Origin of the sequence: Streptosporangium sp. G11 (genome assembly GCF_051192615.1) — a bacterium.
Classification (GTDB): Bacteria; Actinomycetota; Actinomycetes; order Streptosporangiales; family Streptosporangiaceae; genus Streptosporangium.
Map to the genome: position 1 here is coordinate 100,276 of NZ_JBPJUQ010000013.1, position 16,088 is coordinate 116,363.

Below are 16,088 nucleotides of genomic sequence, written 5' to 3' on the forward strand. Positions count from 1 at the left end.
GGCGTACCTCCCGGGGTTAGTCTGCCCATGCGTACAAGAACAGATTCTTGTTCTATATACCCCGTTCCGCCAGGGCTTGTCGCGATAAAGAGAACGTGATGCACTCCGGTGTGCCGGGGCCTTTCCACCGAGAGGATTTCCGATGGGTACGCTCGGTTTCTGGAGACTGGCACAGGCGGACCCCGAGTGGGTGGCCGCCGTCGACCCGGACGGCACAGAACACCGCGCCGGCGACCTGCTCGCCCGCGCCAACCGCCTCGTCCACGGCCTGAGAGCACTCGGCCTCAAGGCGGGCGACGGCGTCTGCGGGCTCGTGCCCAACGGCTCCGACGGGCTCACCCTCTATCTCGCGGCCCTGCAGGCCGGCTGGTACTACACGCCGATCAACTGGCACCTCACCGGCCCCGAGATCGGCTACATCGTCGCCGACAGCGAGGCGCGGGCCTTCTTCGTCGACGAGCGCTACGCCGAGGAGGGCCTGCGCGGCGCCGCCGAGTCGGGCATCGCCCCCGACCGCGTCTTCGCGTTCGGGCGGGTGGAAGGGGCGCGCCCCGCCTCGGAGGTGACCGAGGGACAGCCGGACACCGCCCCCGCCGACCGTACGGCGGGCGCCACCATGCACTACACCTCCGGCACCACCGGCAAGCCCAAGGGCGTGCGCCGCCCGCTCAGCGGCCTGGACCCGGACGACGGCGCCGAGCTGATGACGTTCCTGCTCACCCTGTTCGGCATCACGCCGGGCAAGGAGAACGTCCACCTGGTCACCTCGCCGAACTACCACACCGCCGTCACCCAGTTCGGGGGGACGGCCCTGCAGATGGGGCACACGCTCGTCTACATGGACAGGTGGGACGCCGAGGAGACGCTCCGGCTCTGCGAGAGGTACCGCGTCACCAACTCGCACATGGTCCCCACCCACTTCAAGCGCCTGCTCGCGCTCCCCGAGGACGTGAGGTCGAGGTACGACCTCTCCTCCCTGCGGTGGATGATCCACGCCGCCGCCCCCTGCCCGGTCCCCGTCAAGTGGGCCATGTTGGAGTGGTGGGGCGACTGCATCTACGAGTACTACGCGGCCACCGAGGGCGGCGGCACCATCGCCACCCCGGAGGGCTGGAGGAAGCACCCCGGCACCGTCGGCACCGCCTGGCCGATCAGCGAGCTGCTCATCGTGGACGAGAACATGGAGCCCGTACCGACGGGGACCCCCGGCACCATCTACATGAAGATGGTGGGCGTCCAGTTCGAGTACAAGGGCGACCCGGCGAAGACCGCGGCCAACCGGCTGCGCGACCACTTCACCGTCGGCGACATCGGCTACCTGGACGGGGAGGGCTTCCTCTTCCTCTGCGACCGCAAGGCCGACATGATCATCTCTGGTGGGACCAACATCTACCCGGCCGAGATCGAGAACGAGCTGATGGTCCACCCCAAGATCGCCGACGTGGCCGTGTTCGGCATCCCCGACGAGGAGTGGGGCGAGCAGATCAAGGCCGTGGTCGAGCCCGCGTCCGGCGTCGTCCCCTCGCCCGAGCTGGCGGCCGAGCTCATCGAGTCGCTGCGGGGCCGCCTGTCGAGGATGAAGTGGCCCAAGTCCGTCGACTTCATCGCGGAGATGCCCCGCGAGCCCAACGGCAAGCTCCTCAAACGCAAGCTGCGCGACCCGTACTGGGAGGGACACGAACGTGCCATCTAGCGAGGACACCCAGGCGCCGTTGCGGGCGCGGCACGTGCTGGAGTTCCCCGGCGGGTACACGCGCACGACGGGACCGGTGATCGGGCGCTTCCTCACCGAACTGCGGGACGGGCGGCTCGTCGGGGTCCGCACGGCGGGAGGGCGCACGCTGGTGCCGCCGCTGGAGTACGACCCCGACACCGGCGACGCCGTGACCGGTGAGTTCGTCGAGGTCGGCCCCGCGGGAACCGTGGAGAGCTGGGCGTGGGTGAGCACCCCCAGGAAGGGCCACCCGCTGGACCGGCCGTTCGCCTGGGCCCTGATCCGGCTGGACGGCGCCGACACCTCGCTGGTGCACACGGTGGACGCCGGGGACGTCAGGGCGATGCGCCCCGGACTGCGGGTACGCCCCCGCTGGCGGGCCGGTCGCACCGGGCACATCACCGACATCGAGAGCTTCGTCCCCGAGGTCACCAGGATCGTCTCCGAGGTCGCCGTCGAGTACACCGTGACACCCGGCCTGGCGCTGACCCGCTTCCTGGAGGGGGTCGCCGAGGGCGTCCTCATCGGCTGCCGGTGCGGCACCTGCCACAAGGTCTACGTGCCCTACCGGCTGTCGTGCCCCGAGTGCGGGGTCTCGATCACCGAGGAGGTGGTCGTCCCGGACACCGGCACGATCACCACCTTCGCCATCAACAACCTGCCCGACCCGAGGGCCCCCGAGGTGCCGTTCGTCTCGGCGTACATCCAGCTCGACGGCACCGACATCCCGATGATCGCCCTGGTCGGCGGGATCGCGGCCCACGAGGTGCGCCAGGGCATGCGGGTGCGGGCCGTGTGGGTGCCCGAGGAGGAGCGGACGATGTCCATGTCGAACATCAAGTGGTTCGCCCCCACCGGCGAGCCGGACGCGGAGCTCTAGATGCGGGAGATAGCGGTCGTCGCGTTCGCGCAGACCCGGCACAGCGCCGTCGACGAGGGACAGAGCGAGGCCGAGCTCATCCTGCCCCCGCTGGAGGAGGTGAGGGCCGCCACCGGACTGCGGAAATTCGGCTTCACCTGCTCGGGGTCGTGCGACTACCTGGCGGGCGCGCCGTTCTCGTTCGTCTCCGCGCTCGACGCGCTCGGCGCCTGGCCGCCGATCTCGGAGAGCCACGTCGAGATGGACGGGGCCTGGGCGCTGTACGAGGCCTGGGTCAGGCTCCAGCACGGCGACGTCGACTCGGCCCTGGTCTACGGCTTCGGCAAGTCCTCCCAGGGGGATGTGCGGGAGATCATGACGCTCCAGCTGGACCCGTACTACCTGGCTCCCCTCGGGCTGGACCAGGTCTCCTTCGCCGCGCTGCAGGCGTCGGCCACCGGGGCGGACCGGGCCGAGCTGGACGAGATCGTGCGGCGTAGCCGCGCCGACGGCAGGGCCAACCCCTACGCCCTCGACCTACCGGACCCCGAGGGGAAGGACGCGGAGGTCGAGCCGCTGCGGCCGTACGACATCGCCCCGGCCACCGACGGCGCCGCCGCGGTGGTGCTGGCGGCGGGGGACCTGGCCAGGGAGCTGTGCGAGCGTCCCGCGTGGATCACGGGGATCGCCCACCGCATAGAACCCCATTACCTGGGCATGAGGGATCTCGCCCGGTCGATCTCCGCCGCCGACGCCGCACGCGCGGCGGGGGTCGGCAAGGGTGACGTCGACGTGGCCGAGCTGCACGTCCAGTTCAGCCACGAGGAGCTCATCCTGCGCGAGGCGCTGGAGCTCCCCCAGGGCACGCGCGTCAACCCGAGCGGCGGCCCCCTCGCAGCCAACCCGGTCATGGCCACCGGTCTCATCAGGATCGGTGAGGCGGCCGGTCGCATCATGGACGGCACCGCGGGCCGCGTCCTCGGGCACGCCACGAGCGGCCCCTGCCTCCAGCACAACCTCGTCACCGTGATGGAGGCTTAGAGACCATGGGCAACCCCTGTGCTGTCATCGGTGTGGGCCAGACTCATTACACGACCAAGCGGCGCGACGTCTCCCTCGCCGGGCTGGTCCGCGAGGCGGCCCTGCGCGCGCTGGAGGACGCCGGCCTGACCTGGAAGGACATCGACGCGGTCGTCATCGGCAAGGCGCCCGACCTGTTCGAGGGCGTGATGATGCCCGAGGCCTACCTCGCCGACGCGCTGGGGGCCGCGGGCAAGCCGATGATGCGCGTCCACACCGCGGGTTCGGTCGGCGGGTCCACCGCGCTCGTCGGCGCCTCGCTGATCCAGGGCGGCGTGCACGACCGGGTGCTGGTGGTGGCCTTCGAGAAGCAGTCGGAGTCCAACGCGACCTGGGCGCTCTCCACCCACCTGCCGTTCAGCGCCTCGCTGGTCGTCGGCGCGGGCGGCTACTTCGCCCCGCACATCCGCGAGTACATCCGCCGCTCCGGCGCCCCCGAGCACATCGGTCACCTCGTGGCCGTCAAGGACCGGCGCAACGCCCTGAAGAACCCGTACGCCCACCTGAGGATCCCCGGCATCGACCAGAAGATGGTCGAGTCGACCCCGATGCTGTGGGAGCCGATCCGCTACCTCGACACCTGCCCGTCCTCCGACGGTGCCTGCGCGATGGTCCTGGCCGCGGAGGACAAGCTCACCGGCAGCACCCCCGCCTGGGTCCTCGGCGCGGCGTCGCGCTCCGAGCCGATCTTCCGCGCGGGCCGCGACACCGTGAACCCGCAGGGCGGCAAGGACTGCGCGGCCGACGTCTACCGGCAGGCCGGGATCACCGACCCGCGCCGGGAGATCGACGTGGCGGAGGTGTACGTGCCCTTCTCCTGGTACGAGCCGATGTGGCTGGAGAACCTCGGCTTCGCCGCCGAGGGAGAGGGCTGGAAGCTCACCGAGTCCGGGGCCACCGCCCTGGACGGCGACATCCCGTGGAACGCCTCGGGCGGCGTGCTGTCGAGCAACCCGATCGGCGCCTCCGGGCTGATCCGGTTCGCCGAGGCGGCGCTCCAGGTGCGGGGGATGGCGGGCGAGCACCAGGTGGACGGCGCCAGGCGGGCCCTCGGGCACGCGTACGGGGGAGGCGCGCAGTTCTTCGCGATGTGGATGGTCGGCAGCGACAAACCCTGATCCCCCAGGAGGGGTGCGAATGGAGTTCAACCACGCGGATCTGTTCGAAGGAGTCGCTGACGCGGTCGGGGACCGCACGGCGGTCATCTGCGGCGACCGCCGCGCGACCTACGCCGAGCTGGACGCGCACGCCAACCGGCTCGCCCACTTCCTCCAGAGCAGGGGCGTGCGCCCCGGGCAGCACGTCGGAATCCACCTGTACAACGGCATCGAGTACGTGGCCGGGCTGCTGGCCACCCTCAAGATCCGGGCGGTGCCGGTCAACGTCAACTATCGCTACGTCGAGGCGGAGCTGCTCTACCTCTACAACGACTCCGACATCGTGGCCCTGCTGTTCGACGTGGAGTTCGACGCGCGGGTGGCGGCCACGGCCCCGGACGCCCCCCTCCTGGAACACCTGATCGCGGTGGGGGGGCCGTCCCAGGTCGAGGGCGCGGTGCCGTACGAGGAGGCGCTGGCCGGGCAGCCGGAGACGCGCGGGTTCCCCGAGCGGTCGGGCGACGACCTCTACATCATCTACACCGGCGGCACGACCGGCATGCCCAAGGGCGTGATGTGGCGTACCGAGGACCTGTTCTTCGCCTTCGGCGGCGGCAACCCCTACGGGGAGCCGCGCGCGACCCCGGGCGAGGTGGTCGAGGCGGCCGTCGCCGCGAGCGAGATGACCATGATGGCCGCGGCCCCGCTGATGCACGGCGCCGCCCAGATGGGCACCTTCATCACCTGGTGCATGGGCGGCACGATCGCGTACGTCCGCAAGTTCGACGCGGCCGAGGTGCTGCGGACGATCGAGCGGGAGAAGGTCCTTACGCTCAACATCACCGGGGACGCGATGGCCCGCCCGCTGGTCGAGGAGATCGCCACCGGCGCCTACGACCTGTCCTCGCTGTTCGTGCTGAGTTCCACCGGCGCGATCCTCAGCGGTTCGGTGCGTGAGCGCCTGGAGGAACTGCTGCCCGGCAAGATGCTCATCGACAGCTTCGGCTCCACCGAGTCCGGCTACACCGCCTCGGCGGTTCCCGGCTCCTCTCCCGAGTCCGGGCTGCGCTACCAGGCGAACCCCCAGGCCACCATGGCCGTGCTCAACGAGGTCCTCGAACCGGTCAAGCCCGGCTCGGACGAGCTGGGCACCGTGGCCAGGAGCGGTCGCATCGCTTCCGGCTACTACAAGGACGAGGAGAAGACGGCTCGTACCTTCGTGACGGACAAGAACGGGGTCCGCTGGCTGCTCACCGGAGACATGGCCAAGGTCGAGGAGGACGGCACCATCGCGATCTTCGGCAGGGGCTCCGCCTGCATCAACACCGGCGGGGAGAAGGTCTTCCCCGAGGAGGTCGAGGCGGTGCTCAAGGGCCACCCGGCGGTCTTCGACGCGGTCGTGACCGGCATCCCCGACGAGCGCTGGGGCAACCGGGTGGCGGCGGTGATCGAGCCGCGTCCCGGTACGGCGCCGACCGCCGAGGAACTGGAGGCCCACTGCCGGGGGAAGATCTCCGGCTACAAGGTGCCCAGGACCTTCGCCTTCGTCGACGAGATGGTCCGCTCCCCGGCGGGCAAGGCCGACTACCGCTGGGCCAGGAAGACCGCCGAGGCCGCCCGTTCCTGACGCTCCTTCCGGTGTCGCCCGGCGAACCGATCCGGTCCGCCGGGCCGGGCGAGCGGGGAGTGGCCCGGCACGTCGCCGTCGGCGCGGCCGTCCGGCCGCGATTCCGGGCCGGTCGCCCGCGACCCGGGCGGGAACGGGATCGCGGTCATCGGCCGGGGCTTCCGAAGGTGGGCTCCAGCACCAGGGCCTGGCGCCTGCGGTGGACGGTGAGGTAGCCCAGCCCGTCAGGCCCGGCGGTGAAGGCGCGCCTGGAGCGCCTGGGCAGCCACACCAGCGAGCCGGGTCGCAGGTCGAGGGTGTCGAGTTCGGTGGTGAGCCGCCCGGTGCCGTGCAGGACGTGCAGGAGGACGTCGAGATCCGGGCCGGTGTGCGCGTCGATGGTGGCCTCGGGGGCCAGCTGGATGACGTTGGCGTCCAGGTCGCGCTCGCGCATCTCCAGCTTCCAGGCCGCGCCGGTCACGCCGGGGGTGGCCGTGCCGGTGTCGTGCAGGACGCGGGGCAGGGGGGTGGCGGCCAGTTTGGTGATCCGGATCCGCCAGGTCCCGGGGCCCTTGTCGAGATAGTCCCAGCCGTAACCGCCGGGGTGCTCGGCCTCGAACTCGTCGCGCAGATGCCGGGGGTCGTGGTTGTTGACCAGTACGAAGGAGTCGCCGACGGCGAGGGCCTCGTAGGTCGCGAAGATCGTCGGATGCTTGTCGGGCTTGCGTAGGAGCGTACGTCGAGTTCCTGGTCAGACATGGGATCTCCTCTTCTCGGTCTATTTATACAAGTGATTATTGTATAAACTCAACTCCATGACCTACGTGATCGGACAGCCGGGCGTGGTGGACCGGGCCTGCGTGGAGGAGCGCCCGGTGGATCTCGGCTGGACCGGGGCCGCCTCGTGACCACGGCACAGGCGTTCGCCGTCGCCGCCGCCGTGACGTTCGTCTGGCTCGGCATGGTGCTGGCGATCTCCTTCCTGGAGGCGCCGCTGAAGTTCCGCGCCCCCGGTATGACCACGAAGATCGGGCTCGGCATCGGACGGCTGGTCTTCCGCGCCCTCAACATGGTCGAGGTCGTCCTCGCCGTCGCGCTCCTGAGCGTGATGGGGGTCGAGTTCGCCGTCGTCTCCGGCCTCCCGCCGGTCGGCGCCGTCGGTCCGGTGGCGGTCGCGATCGTGACCCTGGCCGTGCAGCTGGCGGTGGTACGGCCACGGCTGGCGCGCAGATCCGACCGGATCCTCGCCGGGCGGGACGCGCCGCGCTCGAAGGGCCACCACGCCTACATCGCCCTGGAGGTCGTCAAGGTCGTCGCCCTGCTCGTCGCCGGGATCATGCTCCTGGCGAGCTGAACCCCACCGATGTCCGGCTCGCCGGCCCGGAGAAGGCCGGAGGGTCCGGGACGGGGTCGGGAAAGGATCAGGGGAAGGACGGAGGGGCCTGAGAGAGGGCCCGAAAATCCGAGAGGGCTCCGGAAAGAACCGGAGAGAAGGCGGGAAGGGAAGGCCGCGTGTCCCGGTGGGGCGTGAACCGCCCGGGTGTCCGATCCGTTTCCGGGGTGTGATGCGCTTTCTGCGGACCGTCGTCCTGCTTCCGTTCCTCCTCGTGATCGGCTGCTCCGGGAACACCACCGCCGCCGTCGAGACCACCGCGCCCGCCGGGGAACGGCCGGGTGCCGTCGTCGTCCGGTACGTCAGCTGCGGCGGGATGACGTGCGAGGGCGGCGACAGCATGAGCGTCACCGCCGACGGGCGGGCCGTCTCGCTGCGCGACGGGGAACTGGTCGTCGTCCCGCTACCGGCGGCCGAGCTGCGCGACCTGCGGGCCGGGCTCGTCGAATCCCTGGCCGGGCGGGAGGGCACGCTCGACCGTACGGGAGGGGCCACCGACCAGCCCTTCGCGGTCGTCACCGTGATCGATTCCGGCGGAAAGACCCACGAGACCCGGCTGGAGGGGACGCCGTCGGCGGAGGACGAGCCGATCGTCGCCGCGACCGGGCGCCTCTCGAAGCTGACCGCCAGGATCCGCTCCACCGGCACGCCCGACGTCACCGCGCCGATCACGGTGACGATGTACGAGGACCCGAGCACCCGGCCCATCCGGCAGGCGACCTGGCCCGAGGACATCACCACGCCGATCGAGGCCGCGACCGGCGGCAACTTCGGCACCCTGACCTACCGGGGAGGCGAGGCGACCACGCTGCGTGCCGCCCTGGGGAAGGCGGGGGACAACGTGACGGTGACCGCCGGGGGCAAGACCCTGATCGCCCGCTGGGAGGCGGTGCTTCCATGATTTCGAGGGGAGCCCGCGCACCGGCCCCGTAACGCGACGGGTTGTGTTCAGGGGCGAGCCGGTGCCGAACACCGGGGCAGGCGTCGTCGACCTTCGCGTTCGGCTACCGCGCCTGCCCGGTCAGCACCTGCCGCCACATCTCCCGCGCCTCGCGGAGCGTCCACCGCCCCGCGAAGGCGTGCGCTGGCGGCCTGTTCTGGATCACCCGGTGGATCATGTAGACACCACCGCAAGATCACCCGACAGGAGCATGTGTGCTCCACGACGCGGTAGCGACCCTGCGGCACGAATCCGGGACTGTACAGTTTTCGGCTCTGTCGCAGATTCGGCTCTGGCTCACTTTCGGCGGTAACGGAAGGTGCGCATCAAGCTGACCTCGCGGAGCTGGACGGTTTCCTCACCAGAGGCCTGTGGGACCGCGCGGTCGCCCGTGCCCCTGCTCGCCGGACCGCGCCACGGCACCCTTCCGGCCGGCTGATTCGTCTCCAGCGCCTCCTCATCACCTGTGACCACGCTCGGTCACCACCGAAAGTGAGCCAGAGCCGTTAACTGGACACACCCGACGGACTCATATAGGAGGGAACCCGGCTTGAATCCTTCAGATTTCCAAAAGTCAGTGCGGCGCTATCGAAGCTTGTTGAAAGAGGCGGCATGGATGGGCGAAGGGATGGCATGGACGGTGATCGTGCCGGAGTCCGGAAGCCTTTCTCTCGACGAGGTGGGGCGCCGTGTCACCGGTGGCGCGACTCCGCAGTTCCAGGAGTACGAGCCCGGTTACGCCGACCTGACGGCCTTCCGGCGGTCCGGAACGTCGGTGATGCTCTTCCAAGCCGAGGGTTTCACGCCTGTCGGGGAGCAGCCGATGCTGGGGCGCGTCAGCTCGGGCGCGCAGGTCTGGCATGTGCAGTGGAACATCACCGGAGCCCGCAGGCTGCTCTATGCCGCCGGCGGCGAGGTCGTGGCCGAGGTCCGCGACTTCGATCCGAAAGGGATTCACGGCACGAACGCTGAGGTTCTCCGGAAAGAGGCGGCTCTGCTCGGTGGCACCCGGGACGCGTTCACTGTCCGGGCTAGGGCCATGGCGATCGTGGAGCAACGGACGAACGTCCGGCTGGACAGGGAGTGGCTTGATCATCCTCAGCCCTCGCTGGAGATCGACTGAGCCTCGCGGGCGCCGAAGTCGCCATGCCCGCCCGTGGAGCAGGGAGTCGGCGTCGCGGGCACGCCGGAACCGGTCGAAGTCCCGGTGGTGGGCGGTGATGGCGTCGAGCAGTCCGGTTTGCCCGCTTGCAGCCGACGTCGGCCGAGCTGTCACTGATCAAGCCGTCGGGCACCGAGCCGGGCCGCAGAGGCCCGCAACGCGCGCTGCTCGTCGTCACGCGGCCAGACGATCCGCCGTGGGCTGCTGGCTGCTGTGGCCGGTGACCCAACATCCGGGATATCCGCACCGAGTTCATGGTCAAGCTGGCCCTGCTCAACAGCGCCTCCGGTCTATGGTGCCAGGCCGCCTCTGCTCGACACGGCGTATACGGAACCCTTTCCATCCTCTGGCAGGCGTCTGCCGGTGACAGCGTGATCGCGAGTCCGGCGTTCGTCCGAAGACGTGGAGAAATCCTTGGTCGACAAGAAGACGGCCTGCGGTATCGGTCGTGGCGGCGTTCTGAACAGGACCGGCAGGGCATACACGTAGCGGATCGGCCAGGGTAGAGGTGGAAGACGGCTGCGTCCCGCCTGCTCCGGCCGGTTGGTCTATGGTAAGGAAAGCGCTTACCTTGGGAAGATGATCCGGCGTGGCAGGCTCCGTTGAGGAAAGGCTTCTCGTTTTGATCCACTCAATCGACCCCAGGACCGGCGAGTCCGTCGGCGATCCCTTCCCTCTGACCTCGGACGACGAGGTGGACGCGATCGTCGGGGCGGCTCTCGCCGCCGGGCCCGCCTGGCGTACGGGGGACCGGGCGGCGGCGCTCGACGCGGTCGCGGCGGCGCTGGAGGCGAACGTCGAGGAGCTCTGGCGGGCGGCCGACGCGGAGACCGCGCTCGGGGAGACCCGGCTGCGCGGGGAGGTGGGGCGGGCCGCCGGCCAGTTCCGGCTCTTCGCCCAAGTGCTGCGCGACGGCGGGCACGTGGAGGCGGTGATCGACCACGCGACGGCCCAGCCGCCGGTCCCCGACCTGCGGCGGATGAACCACCCGCTGCCCGGCGTGGCCGGGGTCTTCGCGGCGAGCAACTTCCCGTTCGCCTTCTCGGTCGCGGGCGGTGACACGGCCTCGGCGCTCGCCGCCGGATGCCCGGTGGTGGTCAAGGCCCACGACGGGCATCCGGCCACGTCGGAGCTGTCACAGCAGATCATCCAGCGCGCCCTGCCCGACCCGGCCCTGCTCGGGCTGGTCCGCGGGCTCGACGCGGGGAAGCGGCTGGCCGGGCACCCGTCCGTGGCGGCCGTCGGGTTCACCGGCTCCATCCCCGGGGGCAAGGCCGTCCAGGCGCTCATCGCTGAGCGTCCCGACCCCATCCCGTTCTACGGCGAGCTGGGCAGCGTCAACCCCGTCGTCGTGCTGCCCTCGGCCGCCCGCGAGGGCCTCGCCGAGGGGTTCGCCGCCTCGCTCACCCTCGGCACCGGCCAGTTCTGCACCAACCCCGGGCTGGTGTTCGTCCCCGACGACGCCGAGCTCCTGGTGTCGGTCTCCGAGGCCGTCTCCGGGACCACGGGCGGGCCGATGCTCACCGAGCGGATGCAGGGCGGCTACCTGCGCGGGCTGGCCAGGCTCGGCAAGCTCACCCCGCTGGCCGCGGGGCAGCCGGGCGAGGGGGCGTTCGCGGTGACCCCGCAGGTGTTCGTCACCGACCTGGCGACATTCGCCGCGGACCTGCCCGACCTCGCGGAGGAGTGCTTCGGCCCGGCCGCCCTCGTGGTGGTCTACGCCGACCCGGCGGACCTGCCTCCCGTGCTGGAGAGGCTGGACGGCTCGCTGACCGCCACGATCCACGCGACCGATCCCGCCGAGGCGCGCGGGAGTGCCGAGGTGCTGCTCAGGAAGGCGGGACGGCTGATCTGGAACGGCTGGCCGACCGGGGTGGCGGTCCGCTGGGCCATGCACCACGGCGGTCCCTGGCCCGCCAGCACGGCCGCCGCCCACACCTCGGTCGGCGCCGCCGCGATCCGCAGGTGGCTGGTGCCGACCGCCTACCAGGACTGGCCGGCCGCGCTCCTGCCGCCCGAACTGCGCGACGACAACCCGCTGGGCATCCCCCGCAGGGTCGACGGGGTCCTCGTCGAGGGACGCGGCTGACGTTCCTGCCGCTTGACGTTCCCGCCGTCTGAACGTTTCCGCCGATCTCCGGGCGCCCCGGAGATCGGCGCGGCGCCGTTCCTGTTCGCGCCGCTCCGGCTCCCCGCCCCTTCGGCCTCGCGTCACCCAGGCTCCGCGCCGCTCCGACGTGGGGCCTGTTTCGGCTTGTCCTAACTCCCTATTAAAACGTAACAACAAAAACAATCTTGCCTGGGTGTGGTTCTGTCGGAAATGTCGCGTTAACCAGCTATTGACGGCCAGGAAACGCTGATCTACTGTCCAGTCAGCTTTAAATCGATTTACTCCGTCTTGGTTCGCCCTGCCTTTTCGCCCCCCACGAATCGCAAGGAGACGGCATGCCATTCCCCTCCCTCCACCCCACCCGGTTACGCACGGCCCTGTGGACACTGGCCCTCTGCGCGCTCGTGGCAGGGCTGCTGCCCGCCGTCACCGCCCCGGCGCAGGCCGCCGCCCCGGTCGGCCTCGCCGGGGCCAACTGGATCTGGTCCCCCGGCGGGGACGCGCGGCAGTCCGTGCCCGCCGGCACCCGCTACCTGCGGCGTACCTTCACCGTCCCCGCGGGCGCCGTCACCGAGGCGCAGCTCGTCGCGACCGGGGACGACACCCTCGACGTCTGGCTCAACGGGGTCCCGCTGGCGACCTCGCCCCGGGCCGAGCACTCCTGGCGGCAGGCGCTCTACGTCGACCTCGCCGCGGCCGTCCGCCCCGGCGCCAACACCCTCGCCGTGGCGGCCCGCAACACCGCGGCCGGCGCGGCCGGGGTCATCGGCAGGCTGCGGGTCGTCACCGCGGGCGGCACGGTGGAGCTGGTCACCGACGGCGCCTGGAAGGCCGCCGAGACGGTCACCCCCGGCTGGACCGAGCCCGGGTTCGTCGACTCCTCCTGGCCCGCCGCCGCGGTCTCCGGGGCGTACGGCATCACCCCCTGGAACAGCGACGTCGCCGCCCCCGACCTCGCCGCCGCCTCCCCGCTGACGGTCACCACGCCCGTCACCGAGCGCCGCGTCGCCCCGATCGGGGTCGACACCGCCAGGCCCCGCTTCGGCTGGAGGCTCACCTCCGGCACCCCAGGGCAGATCCAGGCGGCGTACCAGATCATCGTCGCCTCGACGGCGGCCCGCGCGCAGGCCGGTACCGGCGACGTCTGGGACAGCGGGCGCGTCGCGTCCGGGAAGTCGGTGGACGCGGTCTACGGGGGCGGCGCGCTGGCCTCCCAGACCCGCTACCACTGGCGGGTACGGGTCTGGGACACTCAGGGCCGCGCCGCCGGATGGGGCCCGGCGCACTGGTTCGAGACCGGTCTGCTCGCCCCGGCGACGGAGTGGCGGGCGGGTTTCGTCGGCGCGCCCGGCACGGCTCCCTCCCTGTCCGGCGCGAGCTGGATCTGGTACCCGGAGGGCGACCCGGCGGTGAGCGCGCCGCAGGCCACCCGGTTCCTGCGCCGCCAGTTCACGCTGCCCCCGGGTGCGATCACCCGCGCCAGGCTCACCGTCACCGGCGACGACACCGCCGACGTGTGGGTCAACGGCGTCCAGGTCAGCACCTCGCCCCGCGCCACCGACTCCTGGAAGTCCGCCGCGGTCGTCGACGTCACCTCCCGGCTCCAGACCGGGACCAACACGCTGGCCGTCTCCGCCCAGAACACCACCGTCTCCCCGGCCGGGATGATCGCCGCGCTGGAGGTCGTCGTCGCCGGCGCCACCACGCGGATCGTCACCGACGCCGGGTGGAAGGCCTCGCAGAGCGGCCCGTCCGGCTGGGAGCAGCCGGGCTTCGCCGACGTCTCCTGGCCCGCGGCCCGCGTCGTCGCGGCCTACGGTTCCGGGCCGTGGGCCTCGAACGTCTCGGCCGCCGAGCCGGCCCCGTACCTCAGGAAGGGGTTCTCGCTCGGCAAGCCGGTCGCCGAGGCGCGGCTGCTGGTCACCGCGCTGGGCCTGCACGAGACCCGGATCAACGGCACGAAGGTCGGCGAGGAGATCCTCGCCCCCGGTTGGACCGACTACAACAAGCGCCTGGCCTACCGCGCCTACGACGTGACCTCGCTGGTCCGCCAGGGTGACAACGCCGTCGGCGCGCAGATCGGCCGCGGCTGGTACGCGGGATCGCTGGGCTTCGCCGGAAGCCAGAGGTACGGCACCCAGCCCTGGTACTCGGCGCAGCTGCGGGTCCGCTTCACCGACGGCACCGAGACCACCGTGCTGACCGACTCGTCGTGGCGGACCGCGCCGGGGCCGATCACCGCCGACGACCTCTACCACGGCGAGGAGTACGACGCCCGCGCCACCCGCACCGGCTGGGACACCTCCGGGTTCGACGACTCCGGCTGGAGTCCGGTGAGGGTGCGCGGGGAGGCCAAGCCCAATCTCGTGTCGGCCGTCGACCCGGGCGTGGTCGTGCAGCAGGACATCGCCGCGCAGTCGGTGACCCAGCCGAAACCCGGCGTGTGGGTGGTCGACCTGGGGCAGAACTTCACCGGCTGGAACCGGTTGCGGGTGCGCGGCCCGGCGGGCACCACAGTGACCATGCGGCACGCCGAGGTGCTCAACGCCGACGGCACGATCTACACCGCCAACCTGCGCGCCGCCCGGCAGACCGACAGGTTCACCCTGGCCGGGACCGGCGCGGACGAGGTGTACGAGCCGAGGTTCACCGTGCACGGCTACCGGTACGTGGAGCTGACCGGTTTCCCCGGCACGCCCACCACCGCGAGCCTCACCGGCCGGGCCGCCTGGACCGGCGGCGCGCCGACCGGCACCTTCGACTCCTCCAGCGCGCTGGTCGACCGGCTCCAGCACAACATCCTGTGGGGCGCCCGCTCCAACATGCTGTCGGTGCCCACCGACTGCCCGCAGCGCGACGAGCGGCTCGGCTGGACCGGCGACATCGCGATCTTCGCGCAGACCTCGACGTTCAACTTCGACGTCCACGGCCTGCTGGACAAGTTCTCCGACGACCTGACCGACGCGCAGCGCGCGGACGGCGCCTTCACCGACGTGGCCCCCGACGTCTGCTGCGGCGCGGGCAAGGCGGGCTGGGCGGACGCGGGCGTCATCGTGCCCTACACGCTGTGGCAGAGGTACGGTGACCTGCGCGTCGTCGACGAGCACTACGCGGCGATGAAGCGCTGGGTCGACTACTCGCGCTCCACCTCGGGCTCCGACCTGATCCGCAACCAGGAGACCTACGGCGACTGGCTGAACGTCGACGACAACACGGCCAACGACCTGATCTCCACCGCGTACTTCGGCCACAGCGCCCGGTTGCTGTCGCGGATGGCCGCGGCCACCGGGCGGACCGCCGACGCCGCCTCCTATGGCACCCTGGCCGACCAGGTGGCCCAGGCGTTCACCGCCAGGTTCGTCGCGGCCGACGGGACCGTGTCGGGCAACACCCAGACCGGGTACGTGCTGGCGCTGTCGTTCGGGATGGTGCCGGAGAACCGGGCGCGGGCGGTCGCCGACAAGCTCGCCGCGAAGGTGGCGTCGCGCGACGGCCACCTCAGCGTGGGCTTCCTGGGCGTGGAGAACCTGCTGCCCGTCCTGGCGGAGAACGGCCACCTCGGCACCGCGTACCAGATCCTGCTGCAGCCCGGCTATCCCGGCTGGGGATACATGAACGGCCGCGGGGCCACCACCATCTGGGAGCGCTGGGACGGCATCCGCACCGACGGCTCCTTCCAGGACCCGGGGATGAACTCCTTCAACCACTACGGCCTCGGCTCGGTGGGCGACTGGCTGTACCGGTCGGTGGGCGGCCTGGGCCCGGACACCCGCGACCCCGGCTACCGCCGGATCACGATCGCGCCGCGCCCCGGCGGCGGGCTCACCTCGGGCAAGGCCGACCTGCTGACCCCGTACGGCAGGGCGCTCAGCGACTGGTCGATCGGCGGCGGGACGCTGACGCTGCGGGTGGAGATCCCGGCGAACGCCACGGCCACGGTCCGGGTCCCTTCGGCCCCGGCCACGGCGGTCACCGGCCCGCCGGAGGCGGTGCCCATGGGCCACGAGAACGGCGCGGCCGTCTTCCGGCTCGGCGCAGGCTCGTACACCTTCACGGCGCCCGCCTGACGACGCGGGAGGACCCGAGGGGCCCGGAGGATCGGGCCTGACACGGGCGGACCCGGGTGG

At 71.4% G+C, this 16,088-nt stretch carries 11 protein-coding genes and 1 pseudogene; 10 read left to right on the plus strand and 2 right to left on the minus strand.

What is annotated here, in order from left to right:
• The first annotated feature begins 142 nt into the window (after positions 1-142).
• From ACSDR0_RS15720 to ACSDR0_RS15740, 5 genes are read left to right on the plus strand one after another with little or no spacing between them, the layout of a single operon-like run.
• Entirely contained in the window at positions 143-1,693 is a 1,551-nt protein-coding gene (locus ACSDR0_RS15720; protein ID WP_435289532.1) for an acyl-CoA synthetase, read from the plus strand.
• The gene (locus ACSDR0_RS15725; RefSeq protein WP_435289533.1) at positions 1,683-2,594 is read left to right on the plus strand and encodes a Zn-ribbon domain-containing OB-fold protein; all 912 of its coding nucleotides are present in this window, start codon (positions 1,683-1,685) and stop codon (positions 2,592-2,594) included. Before ACSDR0_RS15720 ends, ACSDR0_RS15725 begins: the two co-directional genes overlap by 11 nt.
• Complete coding sequence (locus tag ACSDR0_RS15730) at positions 2,595-3,614, plus strand: thiolase domain-containing protein (RefSeq protein WP_435289534.1); 1,020 nt, start codon at positions 2,595-2,597, stop codon at positions 3,612-3,614.
• A gap of 5 nt (positions 3,615-3,619) precedes the next feature.
• Entirely contained in the window at positions 3,620-4,771 is a 1,152-nt protein-coding gene (locus ACSDR0_RS15735; protein ID WP_435289535.1) for a thiolase domain-containing protein, read from the plus strand.
• Between the two features lie 19 nt (positions 4,772-4,790).
• A complete protein-coding gene (locus ACSDR0_RS15740) occupies positions 4,791-6,377 on the plus strand; it encodes an acyl-CoA synthetase (RefSeq protein ID WP_435289536.1) in 1,587 nt (528 codons plus the stop codon).
• 145 nt (positions 6,378-6,522) lie between these two features.
• On the opposite strand, the gene ACSDR0_RS15745 is transcribed toward ACSDR0_RS15740, so the two are convergent.
• Positions 6,523-6,837 (minus strand): cupin domain-containing protein, encoded by a 315-nt coding sequence (locus ACSDR0_RS15745; protein ID WP_435289537.1) that lies wholly within the window; start codon positions 6,835-6,837, stop codon positions 6,523-6,525.
• A 69-nt stretch (positions 6,838-6,906) separates the two neighbouring features.
• Positions 6,907-7,074: pseudogene (locus ACSDR0_RS15750) on the minus strand (DUF2249 domain-containing protein); the annotation flags it as partial.
• Between the two features lie 186 nt (positions 7,075-7,260).
• On the opposite strand from ACSDR0_RS15750, the gene ACSDR0_RS15755 reads away from it, so the two are divergent.
• The 5 genes from ACSDR0_RS15755 (at position 7,261) to ACSDR0_RS15775 (ending at position 16,028) form a co-directional block, all read left to right on the plus strand.
• Positions 7,261-7,710 carry a hypothetical protein gene (locus ACSDR0_RS15755; RefSeq protein WP_435289538.1) on the plus strand — a complete coding sequence of 150 codons (450 nt, stop codon included), beginning with the start codon at positions 7,261-7,263 and terminating at the stop codon, positions 7,708-7,710.
• Positions 7,711-7,921: 211 nt separating this feature from the next.
• Complete coding sequence (locus ACSDR0_RS15760) at positions 7,922-8,650, plus strand: hypothetical protein (protein WP_435289539.1); 729 nt, start codon at positions 7,922-7,924, stop codon at positions 8,648-8,650.
• A 679-nt stretch (positions 8,651-9,329) separates the two neighbouring features.
• Positions 9,330-9,812, plus strand: a complete 483-nt coding sequence (locus ACSDR0_RS15765) for a hypothetical protein (RefSeq protein ID WP_435289540.1) — start codon at positions 9,330-9,332, stop codon at positions 9,810-9,812.
• A 661-nt stretch (positions 9,813-10,473) separates the two neighbouring features.
• On the plus strand, positions 10,474-11,940 hold the full coding sequence (locus ACSDR0_RS15770) for an aldehyde dehydrogenase (NADP(+)) (RefSeq protein ID WP_435289541.1): 1,467 nt from the start codon (positions 10,474-10,476) through the stop codon (positions 11,938-11,940).
• A 356-nt stretch (positions 11,941-12,296) separates the two neighbouring features.
• A complete protein-coding gene (locus ACSDR0_RS15775) occupies positions 12,297-16,028 on the plus strand; it encodes a family 78 glycoside hydrolase catalytic domain (protein ID WP_435289542.1) in 3,732 nt (1,243 codons plus the stop codon).
• Positions 16,029-16,088 lie beyond the last annotated feature (60 nt).

Bases quoted from the DNA above. Each gene is read 5' to 3' on its own strand.
- ACSDR0_RS15720 (WP_435289532.1), top strand. From the start codon at position 143: ATGGGTACGCTCGGTTTCTGGAGACTGGCACAGGCGGACCCCGAGTGG.
- ACSDR0_RS15735 (WP_435289535.1), top strand. From the start codon at position 3,620: ATGGGCAACCCCTGTGCTGTCATCGGTGTGGGCCAGACTCATTACACG.
- ACSDR0_RS15760 (WP_435289539.1), top strand. From the start codon at position 7,922: ATGCGCTTTCTGCGGACCGTCGTCCTGCTTCCGTTCCTCCTCGTGATC.
- ACSDR0_RS15730 (WP_435289534.1), top strand. From the start codon at position 2,595: ATGCGGGAGATAGCGGTCGTCGCGTTCGCGCAGACCCGGCACAGCGCC.
- ACSDR0_RS15740 (WP_435289536.1), top strand. From the start codon at position 4,791: ATGGAGTTCAACCACGCGGATCTGTTCGAAGGAGTCGCTGACGCGGTC.
- ACSDR0_RS15775 (WP_435289542.1), top strand. From the start codon at position 12,297: ATGCCATTCCCCTCCCTCCACCCCACCCGGTTACGCACGGCCCTGTGG.